At 64.0% G+C, this 22970-nt stretch carries 19 protein-coding genes; 6 read left to right on the forward strand and 13 right to left on the reverse strand.

All coding sequences use genetic code 11. The annotated features are described in order from the left end of the window. Positions 1–22: 22 nt before the first annotated feature. Together argF and PD284_RS21345 are read right to left on the reverse strand one after the other, a co-directional pair. Positions 23–934 (reverse strand): ornithine carbamoyltransferase, encoded by a 912-nt coding sequence (gene argF, locus PD284_RS21340; RefSeq protein ID WP_274630131.1) that lies wholly within the window; start codon positions 932–934, stop codon positions 23–25. A 4-nt stretch (positions 935–938) separates the two neighbouring features. Continuing rightward, positions 939–2135: an aspartate aminotransferase family protein gene (locus tag PD284_RS21345; RefSeq protein ID WP_274630132.1), complete on the reverse strand. Its 1197-nt coding sequence runs from the start codon at positions 2133–2135 to the stop codon at positions 939–941. Positions 2136–2535: 400 nt separating this feature from the next. Between PD284_RS21345 and PD284_RS21350 the strand changes: the two genes are divergently transcribed. Further along, complete coding sequence (locus tag PD284_RS21350; RefSeq protein ID WP_274630133.1) at positions 2536–3048, forward strand: GcrA family cell cycle regulator; 513 nt, start codon at positions 2536–2538, stop codon at positions 3046–3048. 194 nt (positions 3049–3242) lie between these two features. Here PD284_RS21350 and phoU read toward each other — a convergent pair whose 3' ends face one another. Together phoU and PD284_RS21360 are read right to left on the reverse strand one after the other, a co-directional pair. Then, positions 3243–3971 (reverse strand): phosphate signaling complex protein PhoU, encoded by a 729-nt coding sequence (gene phoU, locus PD284_RS21355; RefSeq protein ID WP_274630134.1) that lies wholly within the window; start codon positions 3969–3971, stop codon positions 3243–3245. Between the two features lie 108 nt (positions 3972–4079). Beyond that, entirely contained in the window at positions 4080–5351 is a 1272-nt protein-coding gene (locus tag PD284_RS21360) for an ATP-binding protein (protein WP_274630135.1), read from the reverse strand. Between the two features lie 83 nt (positions 5352–5434). On the opposite strand from PD284_RS21360, the gene ppk2 reads away from it, so the two are divergent. After that, entirely contained in the window at positions 5435–6331 is an 897-nt protein-coding gene (ppk2, locus tag PD284_RS21365) for a polyphosphate kinase 2 (protein WP_274630136.1), read from the forward strand. Positions 6332–6335: 4 nt separating this feature from the next. Here ppk2 and PD284_RS21370 read toward each other — a convergent pair whose 3' ends face one another. Together PD284_RS21370 and PD284_RS21375 are read right to left on the reverse strand one after the other, a co-directional pair. Next, positions 6336–8318 carry a glycosyltransferase gene (locus tag PD284_RS21370; protein WP_274630137.1) on the reverse strand — a complete coding sequence of 661 codons (1983 nt, stop codon included), beginning with the start codon at positions 8316–8318 and terminating at the stop codon, positions 6336–6338. 290 nt (positions 8319–8608) lie between these two features. Further along, entirely contained in the window at positions 8609–8896 is a 288-nt protein-coding gene (locus PD284_RS21375) for a response regulator transcription factor (RefSeq protein ID WP_274630138.1), read from the reverse strand. Positions 8897–9100: 204 nt separating this feature from the next. Between PD284_RS21375 and PD284_RS21380 the strand changes: the two genes are divergently transcribed. Continuing rightward, positions 9101–9940 (forward strand): transporter substrate-binding domain-containing protein, encoded by an 840-nt coding sequence (locus tag PD284_RS21380; RefSeq protein WP_411956240.1) that lies wholly within the window; start codon positions 9101–9103, stop codon positions 9938–9940. A 6-nt stretch (positions 9941–9946) separates the two neighbouring features. On the opposite strand, the gene PD284_RS21385 is transcribed toward PD284_RS21380, so the two are convergent. After that, positions 9947–10360 (reverse strand): tellurite resistance TerB family protein, encoded by a 414-nt coding sequence (locus tag PD284_RS21385; protein ID WP_274630139.1) that lies wholly within the window; start codon positions 10358–10360, stop codon positions 9947–9949. Positions 10361–10510: 150 nt separating this feature from the next. On the opposite strand from PD284_RS21385, the gene PD284_RS21390 reads away from it, so the two are divergent. Continuing rightward, on the forward strand, positions 10511–12163 hold the full coding sequence (locus tag PD284_RS21390; protein ID WP_274630140.1) for a lysine--tRNA ligase: 1653 nt from the start codon (positions 10511–10513) through the stop codon (positions 12161–12163). Positions 12164–12246: 83 nt separating this feature from the next. Here PD284_RS21390 and PD284_RS21395 read toward each other — a convergent pair whose 3' ends face one another. The 6 genes from PD284_RS21395 to PD284_RS21420 all read right to left on the reverse strand — a co-directional run bounded on the left by PD284_RS21395 (position 12247) and on the right by PD284_RS21420 (position 20538). After that, positions 12247–13155 (reverse strand): thermonuclease family protein, encoded by a 909-nt coding sequence (locus tag PD284_RS21395; RefSeq protein WP_274630141.1) that lies wholly within the window; start codon positions 13153–13155, stop codon positions 12247–12249. Between the two features lies 1 nt (position 13156). Then, on the reverse strand, positions 13157–13804 hold the full coding sequence (locus tag PD284_RS21400; RefSeq protein WP_274630725.1) for a S24 family peptidase: 648 nt from the start codon (positions 13802–13804) through the stop codon (positions 13157–13159). A 112-nt stretch (positions 13805–13916) separates the two neighbouring features. Next, on the reverse strand, positions 13917–16136 hold the full coding sequence (locus tag PD284_RS21405; RefSeq protein WP_274630142.1) for a 3-hydroxyacyl-CoA dehydrogenase NAD-binding domain-containing protein: 2220 nt from the start codon (positions 16134–16136) through the stop codon (positions 13917–13919). 173 nt (positions 16137–16309) lie between these two features. Continuing rightward, on the reverse strand, positions 16310–17518 hold the full coding sequence (locus PD284_RS21410; RefSeq protein ID WP_274630143.1) for an acetyl-CoA C-acetyltransferase: 1209 nt from the start codon (positions 17516–17518) through the stop codon (positions 16310–16312). Between the two features lie 29 nt (positions 17519–17547). Next, entirely contained in the window at positions 17548–18717 is a 1170-nt protein-coding gene (locus PD284_RS21415) for an acyl-CoA dehydrogenase family protein (protein WP_274630144.1), read from the reverse strand. 24 nt (positions 18718–18741) lie between these two features. Continuing rightward, positions 18742–20538 (reverse strand): acyl-CoA dehydrogenase C-terminal domain-containing protein, encoded by a 1797-nt coding sequence (locus tag PD284_RS21420; protein ID WP_274630145.1) that lies wholly within the window; start codon positions 20536–20538, stop codon positions 18742–18744. Between the two features lie 457 nt (positions 20539–20995). On the opposite strand from PD284_RS21420, the gene PD284_RS21425 reads away from it, so the two are divergent. Next, positions 20996–22009, forward strand: a complete 1014-nt coding sequence (locus PD284_RS21425) for an adenylate/guanylate cyclase domain-containing protein (protein ID WP_274630146.1) — start codon at positions 20996–20998, stop codon at positions 22007–22009. After that, positions 22006–22845 (forward strand): tetratricopeptide repeat protein, encoded by an 840-nt coding sequence (locus PD284_RS21430; protein WP_274630147.1) that lies wholly within the window; start codon positions 22006–22008, stop codon positions 22843–22845. The genes PD284_RS21425 and PD284_RS21430 overlap by 4 nt, the downstream gene beginning before the upstream one ends. Positions 22846–22970 lie beyond the last annotated feature (125 nt).

Raw genomic sequence — 22970 nt, forward strand, 5'->3', positions numbered from 1 at the left:
ATAGGCATCACATTGGGCGCAATCAAGCGCCGAGACACCAGGCGAGAACGGCCTTCTGGGCGTGGAGACGGTTCTCCGCCTCGTCAAAGACCACCGAATGCGGCCCGTCGATCACCTCGTCCGTCACTTCCTCTCCGCGGTGGGCGGGAAGGCAGTGCATGAACAGGGCGTCCGGCTTGGCGTGCGCCATCAGCGCCGCGTTGACCTGGTAGGGCAGAAAAACGTTGTGGCCGCGCGCCCTGTGCTCCTGGCCCATGGACACCCAGCAATCGGTAATGACGCAGTCGGCGCCCTCGACGGCTTCCTCCGCGCTCTTGGTGAACTTGATCGAGCCGCCATTGTCGCGCGCCCAGCGTACGTACTTCTCGCCGGGCTCGCTCCCTTTCGGCACGGCGACGTTCAGATTGAAGCTGAACCGCGCCGAGGCCTCGAGCAGAGAATGGAGCACGTTGTTCCCATCGCCCGTCCAGGCGATCGTCTTGCCCTTCACCGAGCCGCGATGCTCCTCGAAGGTCATGATGTCGGCCATGATCTGGCAAGGATGCGTGTCGTCGGTGAGACCGTTGACGACCGGTATGGTGGCGTTTTTCGTCAGCTCGATGAGCCGCTTGTGCGAGGTCGTGCGGATCATGATGGCATCGACGTAGCGCGACAGGACCTTGGCCGTATCCGCGATCGACTCGCTGCGGCCGAGTTGCATCTCGGCCCCGGTGAGCATGATCGTCTCGCCACCGAGCTGGCGCATGGCGACGTCGAACGACACGCGGGTGCGCGTCGAGGGCTTGTCGAAGATCATCGCCAGCACCCTGCCGTCGAAGGGCCTCGACCGATTGCCCGCCTTCAGCTCGGCCTTGCGGGCCGAAGCGTCATCCAGGATTGCGCGCAACTCCGCCGCCGAAACGGCGGACAGATCCGTGAAGTGGCGAATGCTCATGGGTTCATTCCGCCGCGGCCACGGACGCACGCGAGACGCTCTGGGCGCCGGCGCGGATGCGCTCAAGGCCTTCGCGGATATCGGCGTCGGACACGGTGAGCGCCGGCAGCAGCCTGATCACGTTGTCGCCGGCCGGCACCGCAAGCAGCTTCTGGTCGCCCAGCGCCACGTTCACCTTGCTGTTCGGGTGTAGGCATTTCAGGCCAAGCATCAGGCCAGCGCCGCGCACTTCCTCGATCACGTCGGGAAACTCGTCGGCAATAGCGGCCAGGCCCTGCTTCATCAGCAGCGACTTGCGCTGGACGTCCTCCAGGAAGCCGTCCTCGAGCACCACGTCGAGCACGGCATTGCCGACCGCCATGGCGAGGGGATTGCCGCCGAACGTCGTGCCATGCACGCCGGGCGTCATCGCCGACGCCGCCTCGTCGGTCGCAAGACAGGCGCCCATCGGAAAGCCGCCGCCGATGCCCTTCGCAATCGCCATGATGTCCGGGGCGACGCCCGACCACTCATAGGCGAACAGCTTGCCGGTCCGGCCGATGCCGCATTGCACCTCGTCATAGATGAGCAGGAGGCCGTGCTGGTCGCATAGCTCGCGCAGGCGCTTCAGCGTTGCTGCGGGAACGTTGCGGATGCCACCCTCGCCCTGCACCGGCTCGATGAGGATCGCGGCCGTCTCGGGCGTGATCGCCTTCTGCAGGGCGTCCATGTCCCCAAACGGAACCTGGTCGAAGCCATCGACCTTCGGCCCGAAACCTTCGAGGTACTTCTTCTGACCGCCGGCGGCGATGGTCGCCAGCGTGCGGCCGTGGAAGGCGCCCTCGAAGGTGACGACGCGGAAGCGCTCGGGATGGCCTTTGGCGTAGTGATATCGGCGGGCCGTCTTGATGGCGCATTCGAGCGCCTCCGCACCCGAGTTGGTGAAGAAGACCTTGTCGGCAAAGGTAGCGTCGGCCAGGCGCTCGCCCAGCCTGCTCTGTTCGGGGATCTCGTAGAGGTTCGAGACGTGCCAGAGCTTGCCGACCTGCTCGGTCAGCGCAGCGACCAGATGCGGATGGCTGTGCCCCAGCGAATTGACCGCGATGCCGCCGGCAAAATCGAGATATCGCTCGCCATCGGCCGTAACCAGCCAGCTGCCCTCGCCCCGTTCAAAAGCCAGGGGCGCGCGCGCGAAAGTCTCGTAAAGCGCCGAACCACTCATAGTCGTCTCGTTCTCCAGCCGCGCCGCGACCGGGTCAGCCCGAGGCCTTATGTCGGCGCGCAAAATGTGAAAAAGCCGCTGAAGCGCGGCTTTGACCGGCATATTGGGGTTTTCCCTTATGAAGTCAACGAAAACGTCGCTCCGGGGACCGCCGTTTCCTGCCCCTGCGGCAGCGAATGGAGGCTCGCAGTAGGCAAGTTGGGGAAAACTGCGGAAAGCGATTCGTGTGGCATCCGCGACTCTTGCCACAGAGTCAGTCAATAGTTAGATTCTTGCCAACGATAACAAGATTTCGTGCGGCGGACCTAACAACTGCTTATTAGTGGTATCACTCCCGCGGTGAAGCCTCGGGCAGGGATTGGATTCCGATTGCGCACGCTGCTACACAGGAGCGTGTCCGATGTGGACTGACGAACGCGTTGAGCAACTGACAAAACTTTGGGCAGAGGGTCTGAGCGCAAGCCAGATTGCGGCTCAACTTGGCGGAGTCAGCCGTAACGCGGTGATCGGCAAGGTTCACCGGCTGCATCTCTCCAGCCGGGGACGGACGACCAGCAGCGGATCCCGACCCAAGAAGGCAGCACAAAGCAGCCCGTCAAAGGCGGCCCCCAAGCCCGTGACAAGCCCCCGCATCGTGACGACGACGGTCGGCGCCACCGCGCTGCAGGCGCAGTTCGACGCAGAGCCGGTCGCCCGTCAGCACTTGCGGCCGGTCACCGATGTCGTCGTGCCGATCTCGCGCAAGCTCCAGCTCATCCAGCTCAGCGAAAAGACCTGCAAATGGCCGAACGGCGATCCGCTGTCGGAAGACTTCAGCTTCTGCGGCAACGACGTCGGCGAGAGCGGCCCCTATTGCAGCTTCCATGCATCCGTGGCGTTCCAGCCGGCTGCCGAGCGGCGCCGCAGCCGCTGACACAGGCATTTTTCCGCGCCGATAAAAGCGAACATCCCTGCATGACAGGGAGTTCGCTTCGCGCCTGATTGCAGCGGTTTCGCGGTCACATTCTTCTCCGCCGAGCAGGAAGGAGCGCCGACGCGCCTCCCCCCGTCTTGAGGCGGGCAAGCGAGCGGCGGACCAGGGCCTGCGCGGTTGCCCTGGGTTCCCGGTCAGCGGGACGGGTTGTCGGAACTCACGGTGACCCGATGGCTCTTGTCGTCCTTCGGACGCTCGATCGGCATCTGCTCGCCCGTGGCGACGTAATACACGGTTTCGGCGATGTTCGTCGCATGGTCGCCGATCCGCTCGATGTTCTTCGCGCAGAACAGCAGATGCGTGCAGGGCGTGATATTGCGCGGGTCTTCCATCATGTAGGTCAGGAGTTCGCGGAAGAGCGACGTGTACATCGCGTCGATCTCGCCATCCCGATCCCTGACCGTGGCGAGATTCTCGACCGAGCGTGAGGCGTAGACGTCGAGCACATCCTTCAGCTGCGTCAGGGCCAGTTCCGCGAGAGCCTGCAGACCGCGAAACAGGCTGACCGGCTGGCGGAAATCCGTCACTGCCACCACACGCTTGGCGACACTCTTGCCAAGATCGCCGACCCGCTCGAGGTCCGACGCAATTCGGATGGCGCCGATGATCTCGCGCAGGTCGCCGGCCATGGGCTGGCGCCTGGCAATGATGACGATGGCCTTGTCGTCGATCTCGCGCTGCGCCCCGTCCAGGACCGCGTCGTCGGCGACGACCTGCTGCGCCAAGGCGTGATCCGAACTGACCAGGGACGTGATGGCCTGGTCGACCATGCGCTCCGCCTGACCGCCCATCGCAGCAATGCGCTTGGCGAGGAATTTCAACTCCTCGTCATAGGTCCGAAAGATATGCGGCGCTGCAGTCACGTCACTGAACTCCTGGCGACGACTCGCGCGCCATCTATAGGGTAAGCCTGTCAGATGACAGAATGAAGAAACGCCGAGACCCACGTCCGACGTATGCAAGCCGCAACACTATTTCGCCGGCAAAAAAACTGCAAACTGGGAGCCGATGCCGACCTGCGACCGCACCACCAGGCGCCCATTGTGGCGCGTGAGGATGTGCTTCACGATCGCCAAGCCCAGCCCGGTGCCCTTCTGGGAGCGACTGGTTTCCGCGTCCACACGGTAGAACCGCTCGGTGATGCGGGGGATGTGCTCCTCGGGAATGCCCGGCCCGAAATCCTTCACCGTAACGCAGATCTCCGGCTTCGGCCCGTTGTCGAAGCGCGCCATGGACACGACAATCCTCCCGCCCGGCCGACCATATTTGCAGGCGTTCTCCACCAGATTGGCGAAAACCTGGAACAGCTCGTCGCGATCGCCGGCCACAATGGCCTGCTCGACGGCGATATCCGTCTCGATGGCGACCGAGAGGTCGCCAGCAAGCGGTCTCAGCGTATCGAGGACATTCTCCAGCAGCTGCCGCAAATCGACCTGAGCCGTCGGCCTGCCATGCGGCTTCATCTCGAGGCGGGACAGCGACAGAAGGTCGTCGATCAGCCGCGACATGCGGCCCGTCTGGTCCTGCATGATCTTGAGAAACCGCTCGCGCGCGGCCGGATCGTCCCTCGCAGGACCGAGCAGCGTCTCGACGAAGCCGCTGATCGAAGCCAGTGGCGTGCGCAGCTCGTGGCTGGCGTTTGCAATGAAGTCGGCGCGCATGCGGTCGATGCGGCGGGACTCGCTCTGGTCCTTGAAGAGCAGGAAGAACAGCCCACCATCGGTGCCGATGCTGCCGCCGGTGATCCGGTAGGTCGCCTCGATCGGAACGCGCTCCGAGTATTCCGCCGTGAGAGGGCCGATGTGGCCGGCGACGATCGAGCCGATGAGTTCCTGCACTTCGGGCGCCCTGAACTTGAGCAGCAGAGACATGCCATTCTGCAGGACACCGAAAGCCTGGTGCGCCGCTTCGTTGGCATAGGCGATTGACGACGACGCCTCGAAGATGATCAGCGGATCGGGAACCGCAGCGGCGAGATCGACCGCCGATATCTGGTTGCTGACCGCAGCGGCCTGCAGTTCCGGAACTTCCGCGTCAGGCGTCCCGTGCGGAGACGTGGCTCGCACCAGGAGCCAGGCAGCCAGCGCCAGAATGCTCGCAACGAGGCTCGGCGCAGCGAACTGGGGGACGGCGAGCGCCGATAGAGCACCCGCGGCAACGATCGCCAGGGCAGGCCAATCGCGGCGCAGGGCGGCCAGGGGGCCGCCAACCGTCTCATCTGCCTGCGCGTCTTCGGCGCTCATTGCAGCTCTCCGACCAATTCACTTCGATCTGGACCATGTCCTATCCACCCAATAGCATGATGAAGCCGGGTGAAAGGTGACAAATGGAAACCAAAAGCGACGCCTCGAAGCGCCCCTCCGTGGTCACGTTGAAGATTGGCGGCGAGGAGCGGGTCTTCGACATCGACAACCCGGAGCTTCCGGACTGGATCGAAAAACGAGCGCTCGGTTCCGACGGATATCCCTACCCGGACAAGATGGACAAGGACGAATACGAGGACACGCTGGAACGTCTGCAAATCGAGCTGACGAAGCTGCAGGCGTGGCAGCACGCGAACGGGCAGCGCGTGCTCATCATTCTGGAGGGCCGGGATGCGGCGGGCAAGGGTGGCACGATAAATGCGCTCCGCGAGTACCTGAACCCTCGCAGCGCTCGCAACGTGGCGCTGTCCAAGCCGACCGAAACAGAACGCGGCCAGTGGTATTTCCAGCGCTATGTGACTCACTTCCCGACAGCCGGCGAATTCGTGACCTTCGACCGCTCATGGTACAACCGGGCCGGCGTCGAGCCGGTCATGGGCTTCTGCACGCCTGAGCAGCACCGCGATTTCCTCGACGACACACCCGGCTTCGAACGGATGATCGTCGGAGAGCGCATCCACTTCTTCAAGTTCTGGCTGAGCATCGGCCAGGAGATGCAGCTCAAGCGCTTCCACGACCGACGCCATAGCCCCCTTACAAACTGGAAGTTCTCGCCGATCGACATTGGAGGCATCTCCAAGTGGGACGCCTATACGGAAATGCGCGACCTGATGTTCGAGCGCACCCACACCGCGCATGCGCCGTGGATCGTCGTCAGATCCAATGACAAGCGCCGTGCGCGGATCGCGGTGATCCGTCGCGTGCTCCAGAGCCTGCCCTATGAGGGACGCGACGACGAGGCAATCGGCAAGCCGGACACCAAGATCATCGGAGAAGGGCCAGAACTCCTGAAGGAATAGCGGCTCAGGCGGACAAGGGTTCTGCCGAGGTCCGATGCGCCGGCGGCGGGCGGAAGGCAGCAGCTGTCGCACCATGCGGGGTTTTCTCCCACAGATGCGGAACCCTGTAGAGGTGGATCACCGAGCGCCACGCCGCATAGGACATCAGCATCCAGTAGAAAAGCGTGCAGAGCACGATCTTCCGCATGCCGCGCCTCTCGCCTGGCGCCCTGGAGTGCCAGCCCAGAAGCCAGAACGACACATAGCCGCAAGCGATGTTGATCGTGTCGACGACCAGGAGCGTCGACTGGAAGGTGCTGAGCGATTTACCCTGAATGAGGTCGGCGCCGACTATCGCGATGGTCGCCAGCAGGATCGGATGAACCAGGGCCGAGATCACCATTCCGCCAAAGACGACCTGCACCACCAGGAATGATTTCGGGCCGAGCTCCCTGTAGAGCGCCGTCGGCGCGCGCATGTGAACCAGCCAGCTCTGCAGCCATCCCTTGAACCATCGCGTCCTTTGCGGCACCCAGACGCCCCGCGTCGTTGGGGCCTCCTCGAGCGTCGGCAACGAGATGGTCTCCGTCCGGTAGCCGAAGCGCATCAGCCGGGCCCCGAGATCCGCGTCCTCGGTGACGTTGTATGGGTCCCAACCGCCGACTTCCTCGAGCGTGGCCCGACGGAAATGGTTTGACGTGCCGCCGAGCGGAAGGATCAACTGGCGCGCCGAAAGCCACGGAAGCAGGCCGCGGAAGAGCGCCGAATATTCAAAGGCGAAGAGCCTTGCGATCCACGTCTCGTCGCCATTCGTGATCTCCAGCGGAGCCTGCAGGCAAGCCACCGCGGGAGGCGAGGAGCGGAAACGCCGCCAGGCTTCCATCAATTGCCCGGGATGCGGCTTGTCCTCCGCATCATATAGGACGATGAACTCGCCGCGGCAGGTCTGCAGCGCATAGTTCAGCGCCTTGGGCTTGGTGCGCGGCCCGAAATCGGGCACAGCCACGACCTGCATGTAAGGTGGAGGCCGTGCCGCTCGTATTGCAGCGATCGTGGCGTTGTCGTCCGCCTCGCAGACCAGTTTGATGTCGAGCTTGCTTGCGGGCCAGTCCAGCTTGCGGAGCGCGGCGATGAGTTCGCCCACCACGTCGGCTTCCTTGTAGAGCGCGACCAGCACCGAATAGATCGGCAAGTCGGCCGGACAAGGCCGCTCCCCTGCGGCGCCTCCGACGGCCGGCGCGGGCTTTGCGAGCGCCATGAAGCGCAACACCACGCAGGAAAAGAAGAATAGTGTGAAGACGATGTGCAGCGCGGCAAAGGCGAATGCTGGCCACGCCCAGACAGCGACCGGGAGCCCGATTGCCAGCGCACCGAGCGCGCATCCCTGCCACGCGTTGACGACGGTTCGCGCCGAGTACGCCGGGTGCCGCGTGAACAGGTCGAAGGTGGCGATGTTCTCCAGCAGGTGCGTGACCCGGGCGGCAAGGGCTGAACGCAGCACAGTCACGGGCACGAGACGCAGACGCTCGGCAGCATGCGGCGTCGACCCGACATGGTGAGCGAGGTCGCGCAGCCTGTCAGTGGCGGCGAGCACGTGGGTTTCGGCGCCCTCGTTCATCTTCACGAACATCGTGGATCGCGCGCTGCCAATCAGCGCGGCTGCCTGAGAATCGGGCAGCGCAAGTGAGTCCGGGTCCACCGTCAACCGCGCTTCGATGCCGAGTTCGTCGGCGATCGCAAGCGTTATCCTTTCCTCCGTCGCATGGCCGAGCGCAACCGCCTCCACCGGCAGGCTGGTTCCGTTCCGCTCGGCGGATGCAGCGATCCTTACCGCCTGATCATCCGTGATGCCGCCGCGTTCGAAAACGCCCCACCATTCGGCCAGCACCGGAAACACCCTGTTTGCCCAGCGCCGTGCCGGGGACAGTGCGGCGCTGGGCGCAAATCCATGCAGCGCCCCTCTGTGGGGAACATGGACCGGAAGGGCGTCACGCGGGTCGATCGACATGGACCAGCCCCCCGCACAGGCAAGCATCAATCACGGAGGCACGCAGCGCGCCCAGGCAACCGAAACTCACTTTGATTACCCCAAAAAACGCTGGAATCCGGGACACATTTCCATAGAACCGTCGGCTCCGTGGCGAGCTTCCAGCACTCCCTGGACCTCAGCATAGGAGATTTCACTCGCGTATAAATTGCGTGATCGCGTAGGTTTCAGCTTTTCCGCATCAAGCAGCCATTACGAGCGGCATCGCCTCGCCAAACAGCTTGAGCGATTCTGATACATTCGATCAGTGTCTAGGCAATAAGTCCCCTGCGGATTGCCACGGCGACCGCCTGAACGCGGTTGACAGCGCCGAGTTTCATCTTCGCGTTGAGCAGATGCTTCTCGGATGTATGCTCCGAAATGCCCAGAATTCTTGAGATTTCCCACTCACTTTTTCCCGCGGCGGCCAGTCCGAGACATTCGGCTTCACGGCGAGACAGAAGCGAGACACGGCAATTTTCCGAAGAACTTTCTCGCGCAGCTTCACGGTTATTTTCGCGCTCGACAGCGCTTTTACTCTCCCGCTGCTCCTCGCTCACTTCTTTTCCCCTCTGGGTAGAAAGATGTTCTACCGCCTCCCGCGTTTTAAATTATCTTTTCTCGAAAATGCAATTTCAAGCACCTTATGGTTGCAGAATCAAAGCACACGATTTGCGTTGCTTTCGAGCCGACATTGAAGCAACCCACTCAGCGCGGTAACCTCAGCGGTCATCATCCGCCGAGCGCCGCCACGGAGATCATTTTTGCGCTTCCTATGTATCACCGTGTTGTGTCTCGCCGCCGTCCTTGCCGCCCTGCCGGCCAGATCGCAGTCTCCCGCCATCCCGATGTTCTGGGATGAAAAGGAGCGGATCGCCAAGCCTGACGTGTCCACGCTGGAGCGCCTGCGCTTTCTCACGACCACGGACTTCGCCCCGTTCAATTTCCTCGACGGCAGCGGTCGCCTATCGGGCTTCCACGTCGATCTCGCGCGAGCCATCTGCAAGGAACTGAAGATCATCGACCGCTGCCAGATCCAGGCACTGCCCTGGGCCGAACTCGAGACGGCTCTTGCCGACAGACAGGGCGAGGCGATCATCGCGGGCGTGGCGATCACCGCCGAGAGCCGCAGCAAGCACGCGTTCACCAGACCCTATCTGAGCTTTCCTGCACGTTTCGTCGTCGCGAAGGGAAGCTCCCTTGCAGATCCCCTGCATGCGGCGTTGGCAGGCAAGCGCGTGGGGACAATCGCCGGTTCGTCTCACGAACGCATGCTGCGGGCCTATTTCCCGGAAGCAAAGGCGGTCACCTACTCGCGCGCCGACTGGATGTTCGGCGACCTCAGGTCAAGCAAGGTGGACGCGGTTTTCGGCGACGGCATGCGCCTCGGCTTCTGGCTGGCGGAACCAACCGGCGCGGGCTGCTGCAAGTTTCTCGGCGGCCCCTACCTCGCGCCGGAATTCCTGGGCCAGGGTCTGGCCATCGCGGTGCGGCCGGAAGACGCCGATCTCGCACGAGCCTTCGACTTCGCGCTGCGCGAAATCGGCGTCAAGGGGATCTTCGCCGAACTCTATCTGCGCTACTTCCCGGTCGGCTTCTTCTGAGTTGCATCACGTGAGCATGCGGTGGCGCGCCTTGGCGGCGCGCTCGATCGCCGTACAGGTCAGGGGGTCGAGATCGAGGCTGCCCCGCAGCATCTGCAGGATGCGGACCTCTTCCATACGCATCTCCAGGTCGACCGCAGCCACCTCGAATGCTGCCGCGTAGGCCGTATCGTGGAGACGCGAGGGGATGGCGCGGGTCGCATCCTTCAGGACAGCCTTCAAGCCGCCTTCCCGATGCAGAAGCTCCTGGCAGCGCTGCGCGACCTCCACCAGCTTGTCGCGGTCGAAATCGGTAAAGACGGGCCACGACTTGACGACCTCGCCGATGCGGGCCAGTTCGTCGTCCGTCATGTCGCGATCGGATGCCGAGGTGATGACCATCAGATAGATGATGGCGTCGTGAACTGTGGGTAGCGGCACTTTGGTTCCTCAACTTCGATGCCCAGAAACTGTAGGAACGCGGCGGGTGTCGTTCAAGGAAATTCCCGGCCATCGTTGACGCATCCCCTTGGCGCGCATAGAGCAGGCCCCGTACCGCACAGATGCCGGCCGTCCACCAGGAAAGTTGCAATGCCTCGATCCAACCTGATCGATCAGTCACCCGATGTTCTCGCTGCTGCAGCGGAGAGCAAAGCCTGGCCGTTCGAGGAAGCGAAGAAGATCGTCAACCGGTACAAGGGCCGCGACTATCCCGAGACGGTGCTCTTCGAGACCGGCTACGGCCCCTCCGGCCTGCCGCATATCGGCACCTTCGGCGAGGTGGCGCGCACGACCATGGTGCGACATGCGTTCCGCGTGCTGACGCAGGACAAGGTCAAGACCAAGCTCCTTTGCTTCTCCGACGACATGGACGGCATGCGCAAGATCCCGGACAACGTGCCGGACCGTGCGTTTCTGGAGCCCCATCTGCAGAAGCCCCTGACGGCGGTTCCGAACCCCTTCGGCGGCGACTACGAGAGTTTCGGCCACCACAACAATGCGATGTTGCGGCGTTTCCTCGACACGTTCGGCTTCGATTACGAATTCGCGAGCGCCACGGAATACTACAAGTCGGGCCGTTTCGACGACGTGCTGCTACGCGCCGCGGAACGCTACGACCAGATCATGAAGGTGATGCTGCCGACGCTCGGCGAGGAGCGGCAGGCGACCTACAGCCCCTTCCTGCCGATCTCGCCGAAGAGCGGGCGCGTGCTCTACGTGCCGATGAAGCATGTCGACGCCAAGGCCGGGACTATCACCTTCGACGACGAGGACGGTGTGGAGACGACCCTGCCTGTCACCGGCGGCAAGGTGAAGATGCAGTGGAAGCCGGACTTCGGCATGCGCTGGGCCGCACTCGGCGTCGATTTCGAGATGTTCGGCAAGGATCACCAGACCAACGCGGCGATTTACGACCGGATTTGTGAGATCCTCGGCGGACGAGCGCCCGAGCATTTCGTCTACGAACTGTTCCTCGACGAGAACGGCCAGAAGATCTCGAAGTCCAAGGGCAACGGCCTGACCATCGACGAGTGGCTGACCTACGCGCCGACCGAAAGCCTTGGCCTCTACATGTACCAGCGGCCACGCCAGGCGAAGAAGCTCTATTTCGACGTCATCCCGAAGGCGGTGGACGAGTACTATTCCTTCCTTTCCGCCTATCCCAGGCAGGCCTGGAAGGAGCGCCTCGGCAATCCCGTCTGGCACATGCACAACGGCAACCCGCCGGCCATCGAACTGCCGGTGAGCTTCGCACTCCTGCTCAACCTCGTCAGCGCCTCAAACGCACATGACCGTTCGGTGCTGTGGGGCTTCATTTCGCGCCACGCGCCCGGCGTCACCCCGGCGACGCATCCCGAACTCGACAAGCTGACGGCCTACGCCATCCGCTACTTCGACGATTTCGTGAAGCCGACGAAGGTTTTTCGCGCGCCGGACGAGGTGGAACGCGAAGCGTTGTCGGCACTGGGCGTTGCACTCGGCGCGTTGCCGGTCGAAGCGGACGGCGAGGCGATCCAGAACGCTGCTCTCAACGTCGCGCGCAGGATCGAGCGCTATCAGGACCATTCCAAGCAGAGCCCGGAAGGCGGACCGGGCGTGTCGGTCGCCTTCTTCCAGATGATCTACCAGGTGCTGATCGGTCAGGAGCGCGGCCCGCGCTTCGGCTCGTTCGCTGCGCTCTACGGCGTCGAGAACACCCGCGCGCTCATCGAAAAGGCCCTGGCCGGAGAACTCGTAGTCTAACCACAACATCCGCCTGACCGGCACCGCTCTGCGGTTTGCGGCCGCAAGACCGCGAGGCGGCGGCGCAGTGCGCCGGCAATGCCCTATTGCGGGCTTTCAGGCGCAGGCGGCGGAGGCGGGAACGGTCCGTCAACAACCGTCGCCGGCGCGGCCGTGACGTCCCCGCGTTCGTCCAGGATGGGTTGGTCGGGTCCCGGGTTGATTGAAGACAGCGGCAACGTTGGCCCGATCGTGACGGTGATGCGCTCCGGCGGCGGTCCGAACAGACCCTTCCTGTCGGCTTTGGCCGTTGCCGCCATTTCGGCGTATGGTCCGCCCGCTGTCGCCCTCGCCCAGCCGCTCGACGCCAGCCAGCTCGAGACATCGTCCCTGCCGACGTCGCATTCGGCCGTGATCAACTGCAGGTCGGGCGACGGCGGCACGACGCAGCGCACGGCCCTGGCTCTCAGCCAGGCGCGAAAGGCCGTGCGCGCTTGCGCCCCGCACGCCCACGCGGCTCCTTCGAATGTGCACATTTCGTCGACGGGTGTCGGCTCGATGCCCGCCAGCGCGACCCGGTAGCCGTGAGCCTCCAGGACCCCCGCGGAGGCTGCGACCGGGTTGAACAGCCGCGTCGGCTTCCACTGGTCGGGCGGCGGCGCCTTGGCGCGTCCAGGCGGCAGCGCCTGCGACAGCTCGCTGAGGGGATCGCGCGGCGCGAGGCGCTCGAGGCCGCTCTCTTGGAGAGCCTCTTCGTTGTTCACAGTGGGGGAAGCCGTCGGCGGCGAAGCCTGCCCTGCCAGTTCGCCCGATCCATCCGACGCCGCCCCGGCAGAAGCATCGTTCTCGGGGACCGCTTCTTCGGTATCGTCGAACATTCCTTCCGGAAGAGGCCCGATCTCATCGACCGTAACGCCCACGTTCCTGTCAACGATACTGCGACCGCCGACCGCGACCAGGCCGCAGAGCGCCAGCACGCCGGCGACCGCCACCGCGGCGACGACCGGACGCATGCTACTGGCTCGCCCAGACGATGCGCGCCATCCACTCGACGTCGGACAGCGGAACGCGGCGCTCGGGATGCTCGGGATTGAGCGAGGCAAGGTCGACCGAAGTCTGGCCGCGCCGTTGCAGGATCTTGGCCATGACCTCGCCGGACTGCGTCTTCACCACGACGCGGTCGCCCTGTCGGACCGCAGCGTCCGGCTTCACGATCAGGATGTCCCCCTTGCGGTAGAGCGGCAGCATGGAGTCGCCTTGCACGCCGAGCGCAAAGGTCCCCTCGCCCGCGCTGTCAGGCAGTTCGACCAGTTCGAACCCGTCGCCCGGCTGAAAGCCGCCATCCTCGAAATAGCCGCCGCCCCCCGCCTGCGCGAAGCCGATCATCGGGACGGTTGCGACCCGGCGCGGCAACGCCTTGGCCTCGGGCGCGGCTCCGCGCACCAGTTCGACGAACTCGTCCAGGGTAGCGTTGGTCGCCTCGATGACCTTCGACAGGGACTCGGTTGACGGCCAGCGCGGACGTCCATCGGCCGACGTCCGCTTTGACTTGTTGAAGGCAGTCGAGTCGAGGCCCGCACGCCTGGCAAGACCGGACGGGGATAACGAATAGCGCGCGGCAAGAGCGTCGATCGCCGCCCAGACGCGCTCGTGCGAGAGCATCATTGCTCTCCTTTCGACAGGAAAAAATGCCTGTCGGTCTTAGCCCCCCGCCGCGCGCGTGTCCAGCCTGAATGGATGGCCCCCTGTCTCGAGGGCCATGGCAGGCGAGCGCTCAGGCCGCCTTCTTCGCCTCGCCCGTCTTGTAGGGATCGAAGCGCCCATAGAAGGTTTCGCCCGCATCCGCCATCTGCTGGAGAAGCTTCGGCGCCTTGAACTGCGGGCCGTACTTCTTCTGCAATTCCTTGGCGCGCTTGACGAAGTTCTTCGCCCCGATGCCGTCGATGTAGGAGAGCGTGCCGCCGGTGAAGGGCGCAAAGCCGAAGGCGAGGATCGAGCCAACGTCTGCCTCGCGCGGATCCGTCACGATGCCCTCTTCCATGACGCGGGCAGCTTCGATCGCGATGACGTACAGGAAGCGCTGCTTCAGTTCCTCGACGTCGATGCCGTCCGGGTCCTGCTGCTTGTAGAGGTCCTTGAGGCCCGGCCACAGCTTCTTCTTGGCCGGCTTCGGCGGGTAGTCATAAAAACCCTTGGCGTTCTTGCGTCCGAAGCGGCCGTGCTTGTCGACCAGATTGTTGATCAGAGCGAACTGCTCCTTGTCCACGGCCTTCTCGCCGAGGTCGCGGATGGTCTGCTTCATGATCTTCTGGGCGAGATCGATCGCCGTCTCGTCGGTCAGGGCCAGCGGGCCGACCGGCATGCCGGCCATTTTTGCGGCATTCTCGATCATCGCGGGGGGCACGCCCTCGATCAGCATCTGGAAGGCTTCCGACATGTAGCGCAGCACGCAGCGGTTGACGTAGAAGCCGCGCGTGTCGTTGACGACGATCGGCGTCTTCTTGATCGCGCGGACATAGTCGATCGCGGTCGCCAGCGCCTTGTCGCCGGTCTTCTTGCCCATGATGATCTCGACCAGCATCATCTTGTCGACCGGCGAGAAGAAGTGGATGCCGACGAAATTCTTCGGCCGCTTCGAGTTCTGGGCGAGCGAGGTGATCGGAATGGTCGAGGTGTTGGAGGCGAAGACTGCCGCCGGCTTCAGCACCGCCTCGGCCTGTTCGGTCGCCCCCTTCTTCACTGCGGAATCCTCGAAGACGGCCTCCACGATGAGGTCGCAGCCGTCGAGCGCGGCATAGTCGGCGGTCGGCGTGATCAGGGACAGGAGCTTTTCCTTGTCCTCCGGCTTGGCACGGCCCTTCTTGATGGCATCGGAGACGAGCGTGTCCGAATGCGCCTTGCCCTTCTCGGCCAACTCCATGTCGCGGTCGAGCAGAACGACCGGGATGCCCGCCTTGGCGGTGACATAGGCTATGCCGGCGCCCATGAAGCCCGCCCCAAGCACGCCGATCTTGGTGAATTTGGTGGCGGGGACCTCGGCCGGGCGGCGTGCGCCCTTGTTCAGTTCCTGCAGGGAGACGAAGAGCGAGCGGATCATCGCCGCCGCCTCCTTGGTCTGCAGGATTTCAGTGAAATAGCGCTGCTCGATGCGGAGCCCGGTGTCGATCGGCACCAGCAGGCCCTCATAGGCGCATTTCAGGATGGCGCTTGCAGCCGGATAATTGCCGAAGGTCTCGCGGCGCAGGATGGCGATCGCCGGCGGCCACAGATTGGCGCCGGCGGCGGAATAGACCGGACCACCCGGCAGCTTGAAGCCCTTCTCGTCCCATGGTGCGACAGGCTTGAGGCCGGCCTTGATCATGCCCTTGGCCGTCTCGATCAACTGATCGGGGGCGACAACCTGGTGGATCAGGTTCATCTGCTTCGCCTTCTGCGGCGACAGCGACTTTCCGGTCGTCAGCATCTCCAGCCCGGCCTGCGGGTCGGCGAGGCGCATGACGCGCTGGGTGCCGCCTGCCCCCGGGAAGATGCCGACCTTCACTTCAGGCAGTGCCATCGTCACCTTCTCGCCGTCGGCCGCGACACGGCCATGGCAGGCGAGCGACATCTCGAAGGCGCCGCCCATGCAGGTGCCGTTGATGGCCGACACCCAGGGCTTGCCGCAGGTCTCGATCTTGCGGAACAGGCCGGTCATGAGCCCGACATTGTCGAACAGAAGCTTCGTCGCCGCCTCGGGGTCCTTCGCCTTCTTCTCCTGGAAGAGCGTGAGCATGCGCTTCAGCATGGTGAGGTCTGCGCCGCCGGAAAACGTGTCCTTGCCGGAGGTAATGACCGCGCCCTTGATGGCCGCGTCGACGACGACGGCGTCGGCGATCCGGTCGAGCTCCTCCATCACCTCCTCGGTGAAGACGTTCATCGAGCGGTCGGGCATGTCCCAGGTAATCAGGGCAATCCCGTCGGTGTCGGTGGCCAGGGTGAAGTTGGTGTAGGTCATTGGAGCTCCTCGGCGGCGCTCCCTCCCCCTTGAGGGGAGGGTGACCCGCGAAGCGGGTCGGGTGGGATCGTTTCAATTGTCTCGACTTGAAGGTGGCGCCGCGTTCGACGTTCAGGCGACCCCACCCGGCCGCTGCGCGGCCACCCTCCCCTCAAGGGGGAGGGATATTCGCGTCAAACCCGTTCGATGATGGTAGCCGTGCCCATTCCTGCACCGATGCAGAGCGTCACCAATGCTGTGTTGAGGTCGCGCCGTTCCAGTTCGTCCAGCACCGTGCCGAAGATCATGGCGCCGGTGGCGCCGAGCGGGTGGCCCATGGCGATGGCGCCGCCGTTCACGTTGATCTTGTCGTGCGGAATATCGAAGGCCTGCATGTAGCGCAGCACCACGGCGGCAAAGGCCTCGTTCAGCTCGAACAGGTCGATGTCCGACATCTTCATCTTGGCGCGCTTGAGCAGCTTCTCGGTGACGTCGACCGGGCCCGTCAGCATCAGCGCCGGCTCCGAACCGATGTTGGCGAAGGTGCGGATGCGGGCGCGCGGCTTGGCGTCGATCGTCTTGCCGGCCTTCTTCGAGCCGAGGAGGACCGCAGCCGCGCCGTCAACGATGCCGGAGGAATTGCCGGCATGATGGACGTAGTTGATCTCCTCGACCTCCGGATGCCGCTGGATGCCGACGGCGGCGAAGCCGGCCATCTCGCCCGGCATGACGAAGGAAGGGTTGAGCGAAGCCAGCGCCTGCATGTCGGTGGTCGGGCGCATGTGCTCGTCATGGTCGAGGATGGTGAGGCCGTTCTGGTCCTTCACCGGAATAACGGACTTCTTGAAATAGCCCTTCTCCCACGCCTTGGCGGCGCGTTTCTGGCTCTCGACGGCATAGGCGTCCACGTCGTCGCGCGAAAAACCGTACTTCGTCGCGATGAGGTCGGCCGAGACCCCCTGCGGCATGAAATAGCCCGGCAGGCCGACCGAGGGGTCCATGAACCAGGCGCCGCCCGACATGCCCATGCCGACGCGCGACATCGACTCGACGCCGCCGGCGATCACGATTTCGTCGGACCCCTGGGCGATCTTCGCAGCGCCGAGGTTGATGGCGTCGAGGCCCGAGGCGCAGAAGCGCGAGATCTGCATGCCCGGCGCGCTCATCGCGTAGCCCGCCTCGAACGCCGCCGAGCGCGGGATGACCGAGCCCGCCTCGCCGACCGGATCGACACAGCCGAAAATGATGTCATCGACCGTGGAGGTATCGAGGCCGTTGCGGTCGCGGACCGCTTCCAGGACCTTGGCGCCGAGACGAACGGCCGGCACCTCGTGGAGGGAACCGTCCTTCTTGCCGCGTCCGCGCGGGGTGCGGACGGCATCGTAAACAAATACGTCGGGCATCGTGGTCTCCTTGATAGCTCGGTCGCCGCCTAGAGGCCGCGCGCGATCAGCAACTTCATGATCTCGTTGGTGCCGCCGTAGATGCGCTGGACGCGGGCGTCGCGGTACATGCGGGCAATCGGGTATTCGTTCATGTAGCCGTAGCCACCGAAGAGCTGCAGGCATTCGTCGACCACCTTGCCCTGCAAATCGGACAGCCAGTATTTGGCCATCGAGGCGGTGGCGGGATCGAGGCCGCCGTCGATGTGACGCTGCACGCAGTCATTGTAGAAAACGCGCCCAATCGTCGCCTCGGTCTTGAGTTCGGCCAGCTTGAACTGGGTGTTCTGGAAGTCGATCAAGGGCCGGCCGAACGCCTTGCGTTCCTTGACGTAGTCGATGGTGACGGCGAGCGCCCGCTCGATCATGCCGATCGACTGGGTGCCGATCAGAAGCCGTTCCTGCGGCAGCTGCTGCATGAGCTGGACGAAGCCCTGCCCTTCCTGCGAACCGAGGAGGTTGGCGGTCGGCACGCGGACGTCGTTGAAGAACAGTTCCGACGTGTCGTTCGCCTTGAGGCCGATCTTGTCGAGGTTGCGGCCGCGCTGAAAGCCATCGACCTCGTCCGTCTCGACCACGATCAGAGAGGTGCCCTTGGCGCCTTCCGACGGGTCCGTCTTGGTGACGACGATGATGAGGTTTGCAAGCTGGCCGTTGGTGATGAAGGTTTTCGAACCGTTGATCCGGTACTGGTTGCCGTCCTTGTCGGCACGTGTCTTAACGCCCTGCAGGTCGGAGCCCGCGCCGGGCTCGGTCATGGCGATGGCGCCGATCAGCTCGCCCGTCGCCAGCTTCGGCAGCCACTTCCGTTTCTGCTCCTCCGAGCCGTAGTGGAGGATGTAAGGGGCCACGATAGCGCTGTGAAGCGCGATGCCGAAGCCGTCGGTGCCGACATGGCCGAGCGCCTCGATGATGGCGCTCTCATGCGCGAAGCTGCCGCCCGAGCCGCCGTACTGCTCCGGCATGGAGGCGCAAAGCAACCCCGCCGCGCCGGCCTTCAGCCAGCTTTCGCGGTCGACCATCTCGTTCTTCTCGAATTCCTCGTAGCGGGGCGCGATCTCGGCCTCGAGGAATTTCGTGGCCATGTCGTAGAGCATGGACACGTCTTCGCCGGCCCAGGCGGGCTTGGGCAGGCCCAGAACTTCTGCGGGATTGGTCATGCGGGCTCCTCCAACCCTGGCAACTTAGAACGCCTCGGCCGGCAGCGCCATCATGGTATCGGCGCCCGTCGAGATGCGGGCAAGGTGGGCGGCGGTCTCGGGCATCACGCGCTCCATGAAATAGCGGCCGGTCACCAGCTTGTGCTCGCAGAACGGGGCGGCATCGCCGGCGCCGCCGGTGAGCTTCTGCTGCGCAGCCTTGACCATCTGGCCCCACATGTAGCCCAGCGCGACGAGCCCGAAGAGGTGCAGATAGTCGGTGGATGCCGCGCCAGCGTTGTCGGGTCTTTGCATAGCGTTCTGCATCAACCACATCGTCGCTGCCTGGAGGTCGTTGAGCCCCTTCTTCAGCGCCTTGGTGTAGGGCGCCATCTTCTCGTCGGAGCGGTTCGTCTCGCAGAACTCGCCGACCTCCTTGAAGAACGCCTGGACGGCGCGGCCGCCGTTCTGCGCCAGCTTGCGGCCGACCAGATCGAGAGCCTGGACGCCATTGGCGCCCTCATAGATCATGGCGATGCGCGCGTCGCGCACGAACTGGCTCATGCCGTGCTCTTCAATGTAGCCGTGGCCGCCGAACACCTGCTGCGCCATGACCGCGTGCTCAAAACCCTTGTCGGTGAGCACGCCCTTGACGATCGGCGTCATCAGGCCGAGCAGGTCGTCGGCGAGCTGCCGATCCTTCTCATCACCGGAACGGTGGGCGACGTCGGAGCGGAGCGCGGTCCACAGCGCAAGCGCGCGACCGGCTTCGTTGAACGACCTCATCGTCATCAGCTTGCGACGGATGTCCGGGTGGACAATGATCGGATCGGCTTGTCTGTCCGGCGCCTTCGGCCCCGACAGCGAACGGCCCTGGATGCGCTCGCGGGCGTAGGCTGCCGCGTTCTGGTAGGCGGCCTCGCCGATCGCCAGGCCCTGCAGGCCGACGCCGAGGCGGGCCTCGTTCATCATCACGAACATGGCCTTGAGGCCGCCATTCTCCTGGCCCAGCAGCCAGCCGGTCGCCTCATCGTAGTTCATGACGCAGGTCGAGTTGCCGTGGATGCCCATCTTCTCTTCGATCGAGCCGCAGGAGACGGCATTGCGCGCGCCGGGATTGCCCTCGGCATCCAGCACGAATTTCGGCACGATGAACAGCGAGATGCCCTTGACGCCCTCCGGCGCCCCTTCGATGCGGGCCAGCACCAGATGGACGATGTTTTCGGAGAGGTCGTGCTCGCCGGCGGAGATGAAGATCTTCTGGCCTGAGATCTTGTAGGAGCCGTCGGCGTTCGGCACGGCCTTGGTGCGCAACAGGCCAAGATCCGTTCCGCAATGCGGCTCGGTCAGGTTCATGGTGCCGGTCCAGGCGCCGTCGGCCATCTTCGGCAGGTAGGCGGCCTTCTGCTCGTCGTTGCCGTGAGCAACGATCGCAGCAATCGCGCCCTGCGTCAGGCCCGGATACATCATGAAGGCCATGTTGGCCGAAACGAAGTATTCGCCGACCGCGGTGTGGACTGCATAGGGAAGCCCCTGCCCGCCGAACTCGGCAGGGACCGCAAGGCCGAGCCAGCCGCCCTCGCGATACTGGGCCCAGGCGTCCTTGAAGGCCTCCGGGGTCGTCACCGATCCGTCGTCGTTGCGCTTGCAGCCTTGCGTGTCGCCAATGCGGTTGGTCGGCTGGATCACTTCCTCCGCCAGCCGGGCACCCTCGGCCAGGATGGCTTCCAGCACGTCGCCGCTTGCATCAGCGAAACCAGGCAGGTTGGCATAGCGCTCGTAGCCGAGCACATCGTTGAGGACGAAAAGGGTGTCTGCAACCGGCGCCCGGTAGATCGGCATACGCTTCCTCCAGCATGTGACGTGCATGTTGCGGCGGACAGCCGCATCAGGCGGTGCTCACCGCTCATAATTGACGTTTGCGTAAACGTCAATTCGGCGCGTGTGAATTTCGACTGCGATTGCATGGGTATGAGCCATGTTCGGGTCGCAGTTTCTACATCAGGCCCCTGCCTATACGCCTGCATCGAATACGGACCGGGCGCCCAGTTCAACGATACCGCCATCACCGCCGTGCAAACCGCCCCCGAGAGGTGAGCCCGGATCGCCCAGCAGACCCGTTGCTGCGCCGATTGGATCTCACACGTCGGGTGCAGGAAGTTCGTAGCCTTTCTCTCCGGTACGGCCATTCGACAGAACCGACGCCGGTAAGCCAGGAGTTTGGATTTTGCTCTTTCTTTGATCGCGATTATTATGGGGGCGCTGCCAGAATCCTTGGCCTGCTGAAAGAGGCAGGGGGATGGAACGTAGGCTTTCCGCGATTCTCGCTGCCGACGTGGTCGGCTACAACCGCCTCATGGAACGTGACGAGGTCGACACGTTCGAACGCCTGCGCTCTCATCGCGTCAATCTGTTCGAGCCCGAGATTGCAGCTCATCACGGCCGCATCTTCAAACTCACCGGTGACGGCCTGCTGGCCGAATTCGGCAGCGTCGTCGACGCCGTCGAGTGCGCGGTTCTGCTGGAGCGCGAGATGTCGGAGCGCAACAACGGCCTGTCCGCGGATCGACGGATAGACGTGCGCATCGGGCTCCATGTCGGCGATGTCATCATCGACGGCGAAGATCGCCATGGCGACGCCGTCAACGTCGCCGCGCGGCTCGAGCAGGTCGCCGAAAGCGGCGGCATCTGCCTCTCCAGTGCGGTCCTCGGACATGTCCGCCACAAGGTGGCGCTGCGGTTCGAGCCGCGTGGCGTGGTGCACCTCAAGAACATCGCAGAACCGGTCAAGGTCTTCAGTGTCGCCCTGGAACATCGGCCTGCGGAGAAATCGATCGCCCGATTGGCTCGCGCAAAGTGGCCCGTCCTGGCCGCGCTGATGGTGCTTCTTGCATCAGGCCTCGGCTACTTTCTACTCCAGACGAGCCATGAGTCGACGCTGCCCGTGGCACCGATCACGGGTAGCGAACGCGCGCAGATGTCAGCGCTGCTGCCCTTTACACAAGCGGTCGCGCCAAGCGCGCCTGCGTCGGTTGTGCCCCCCGCCGGGTCCGTGTCGGGCGACCAGGGCATTCCCGTGATCGTCGTGCTGCCGTTCGAGGATCTTACCGGCGACGACTCCCCCGGCGGCCTGGGCAAGGGCATAGCGGAGGCATTCATGTCCGATCTGGCGACCTTTCCAGATTTCGAGGTCGTATCCAGCACGTCGTCCTTTGCCTACGCAGGCAAGCCCGTACCTGAAATCGTCAAGCAGACGGGAGCCCTGTTCGTCAGTGGGGAAGCGTCAGGCGGACCGGCGGGAAAGCTGCCGTGACCATGCAACTCGTTCGCGCCGACACGGACCGGCACCTGAAGATCGCACAGATCGAGGAACAGCTGACTGATCCTGTTCTGCTCCAGAGCAGGGTTGCCAGCAGGCTGCGCGATGAACTCGGTGGAATGACGGGCGTCATTCGCCAGGAATACGACCGCATTGCACAGTCAAGGGCCGAAACGGAGCGCACTGAGTATGACTATTATGCTCTCGGACACGTCGAAATGCTGCGTGGACGAGGCGAAGCTGCCGGCAAGATTTGGCAGGAGGGGTTGGCTCGGTTTCCCCGATCCCCCCTGCTCCACTACAAGGTCGTGATCTACCATCTCAATCAGCATGCTTCCGTAGAACCCGCCGCGAAGCTGTGGGCGGATGCCGAGAAGCTGCCAAGGCGGACGCGCCTCGATGACTGGTATCGACATTGGCTTAGCGCGTGGCTGCACGGCTATCGCAACGAGCATGCCGCTGCCGTCTCCGAGGCGCGAGCGGCGATCGCCATGGCGCCATACGATGCTGTCTCGCACAACGCCTTGAGCTGGGTCATGCTTGAAGCGGGGAAGACGGACGAGGCAATCGAATGGGCCACGTTCGCCGCGACGCATGATCCGAACATGTACGATCGATCGTACTTCCGGAATCTCAAAGACGCTTACAGTTCAGCGCGAAAATGGCCGGAAGCCGTTGCGCTGGGCGAGGCGCAGGTCGTCAACGATCCTGTCTACGCCAAATGGTGGTACGAATTTCTCGATTTTGCCTACTCGGGCGCAGGTCAAACGGAGAGGGCCCACGCGGCCTGGAAGACGGCTCTGACCCTTCCCGAGCCGCCGGAACCGTGATGGCACTGCTGTCTCAAGCGCTTCACCCCGCGCTGCGTGCCACTGTCCGGCGGAGACGCCCAACGGGTATCGCCCGACGGGTTCGGGCATCGGCGAGCCGATTTCGACCGACCAAAGGACGGGGC

The organism is Mesorhizobium shangrilense, assembly GCF_028826155.1.
Classification (GTDB): domain Bacteria; phylum Pseudomonadota; class Alphaproteobacteria; order Rhizobiales; family Rhizobiaceae; genus Arvimicrobium; species Arvimicrobium flavum.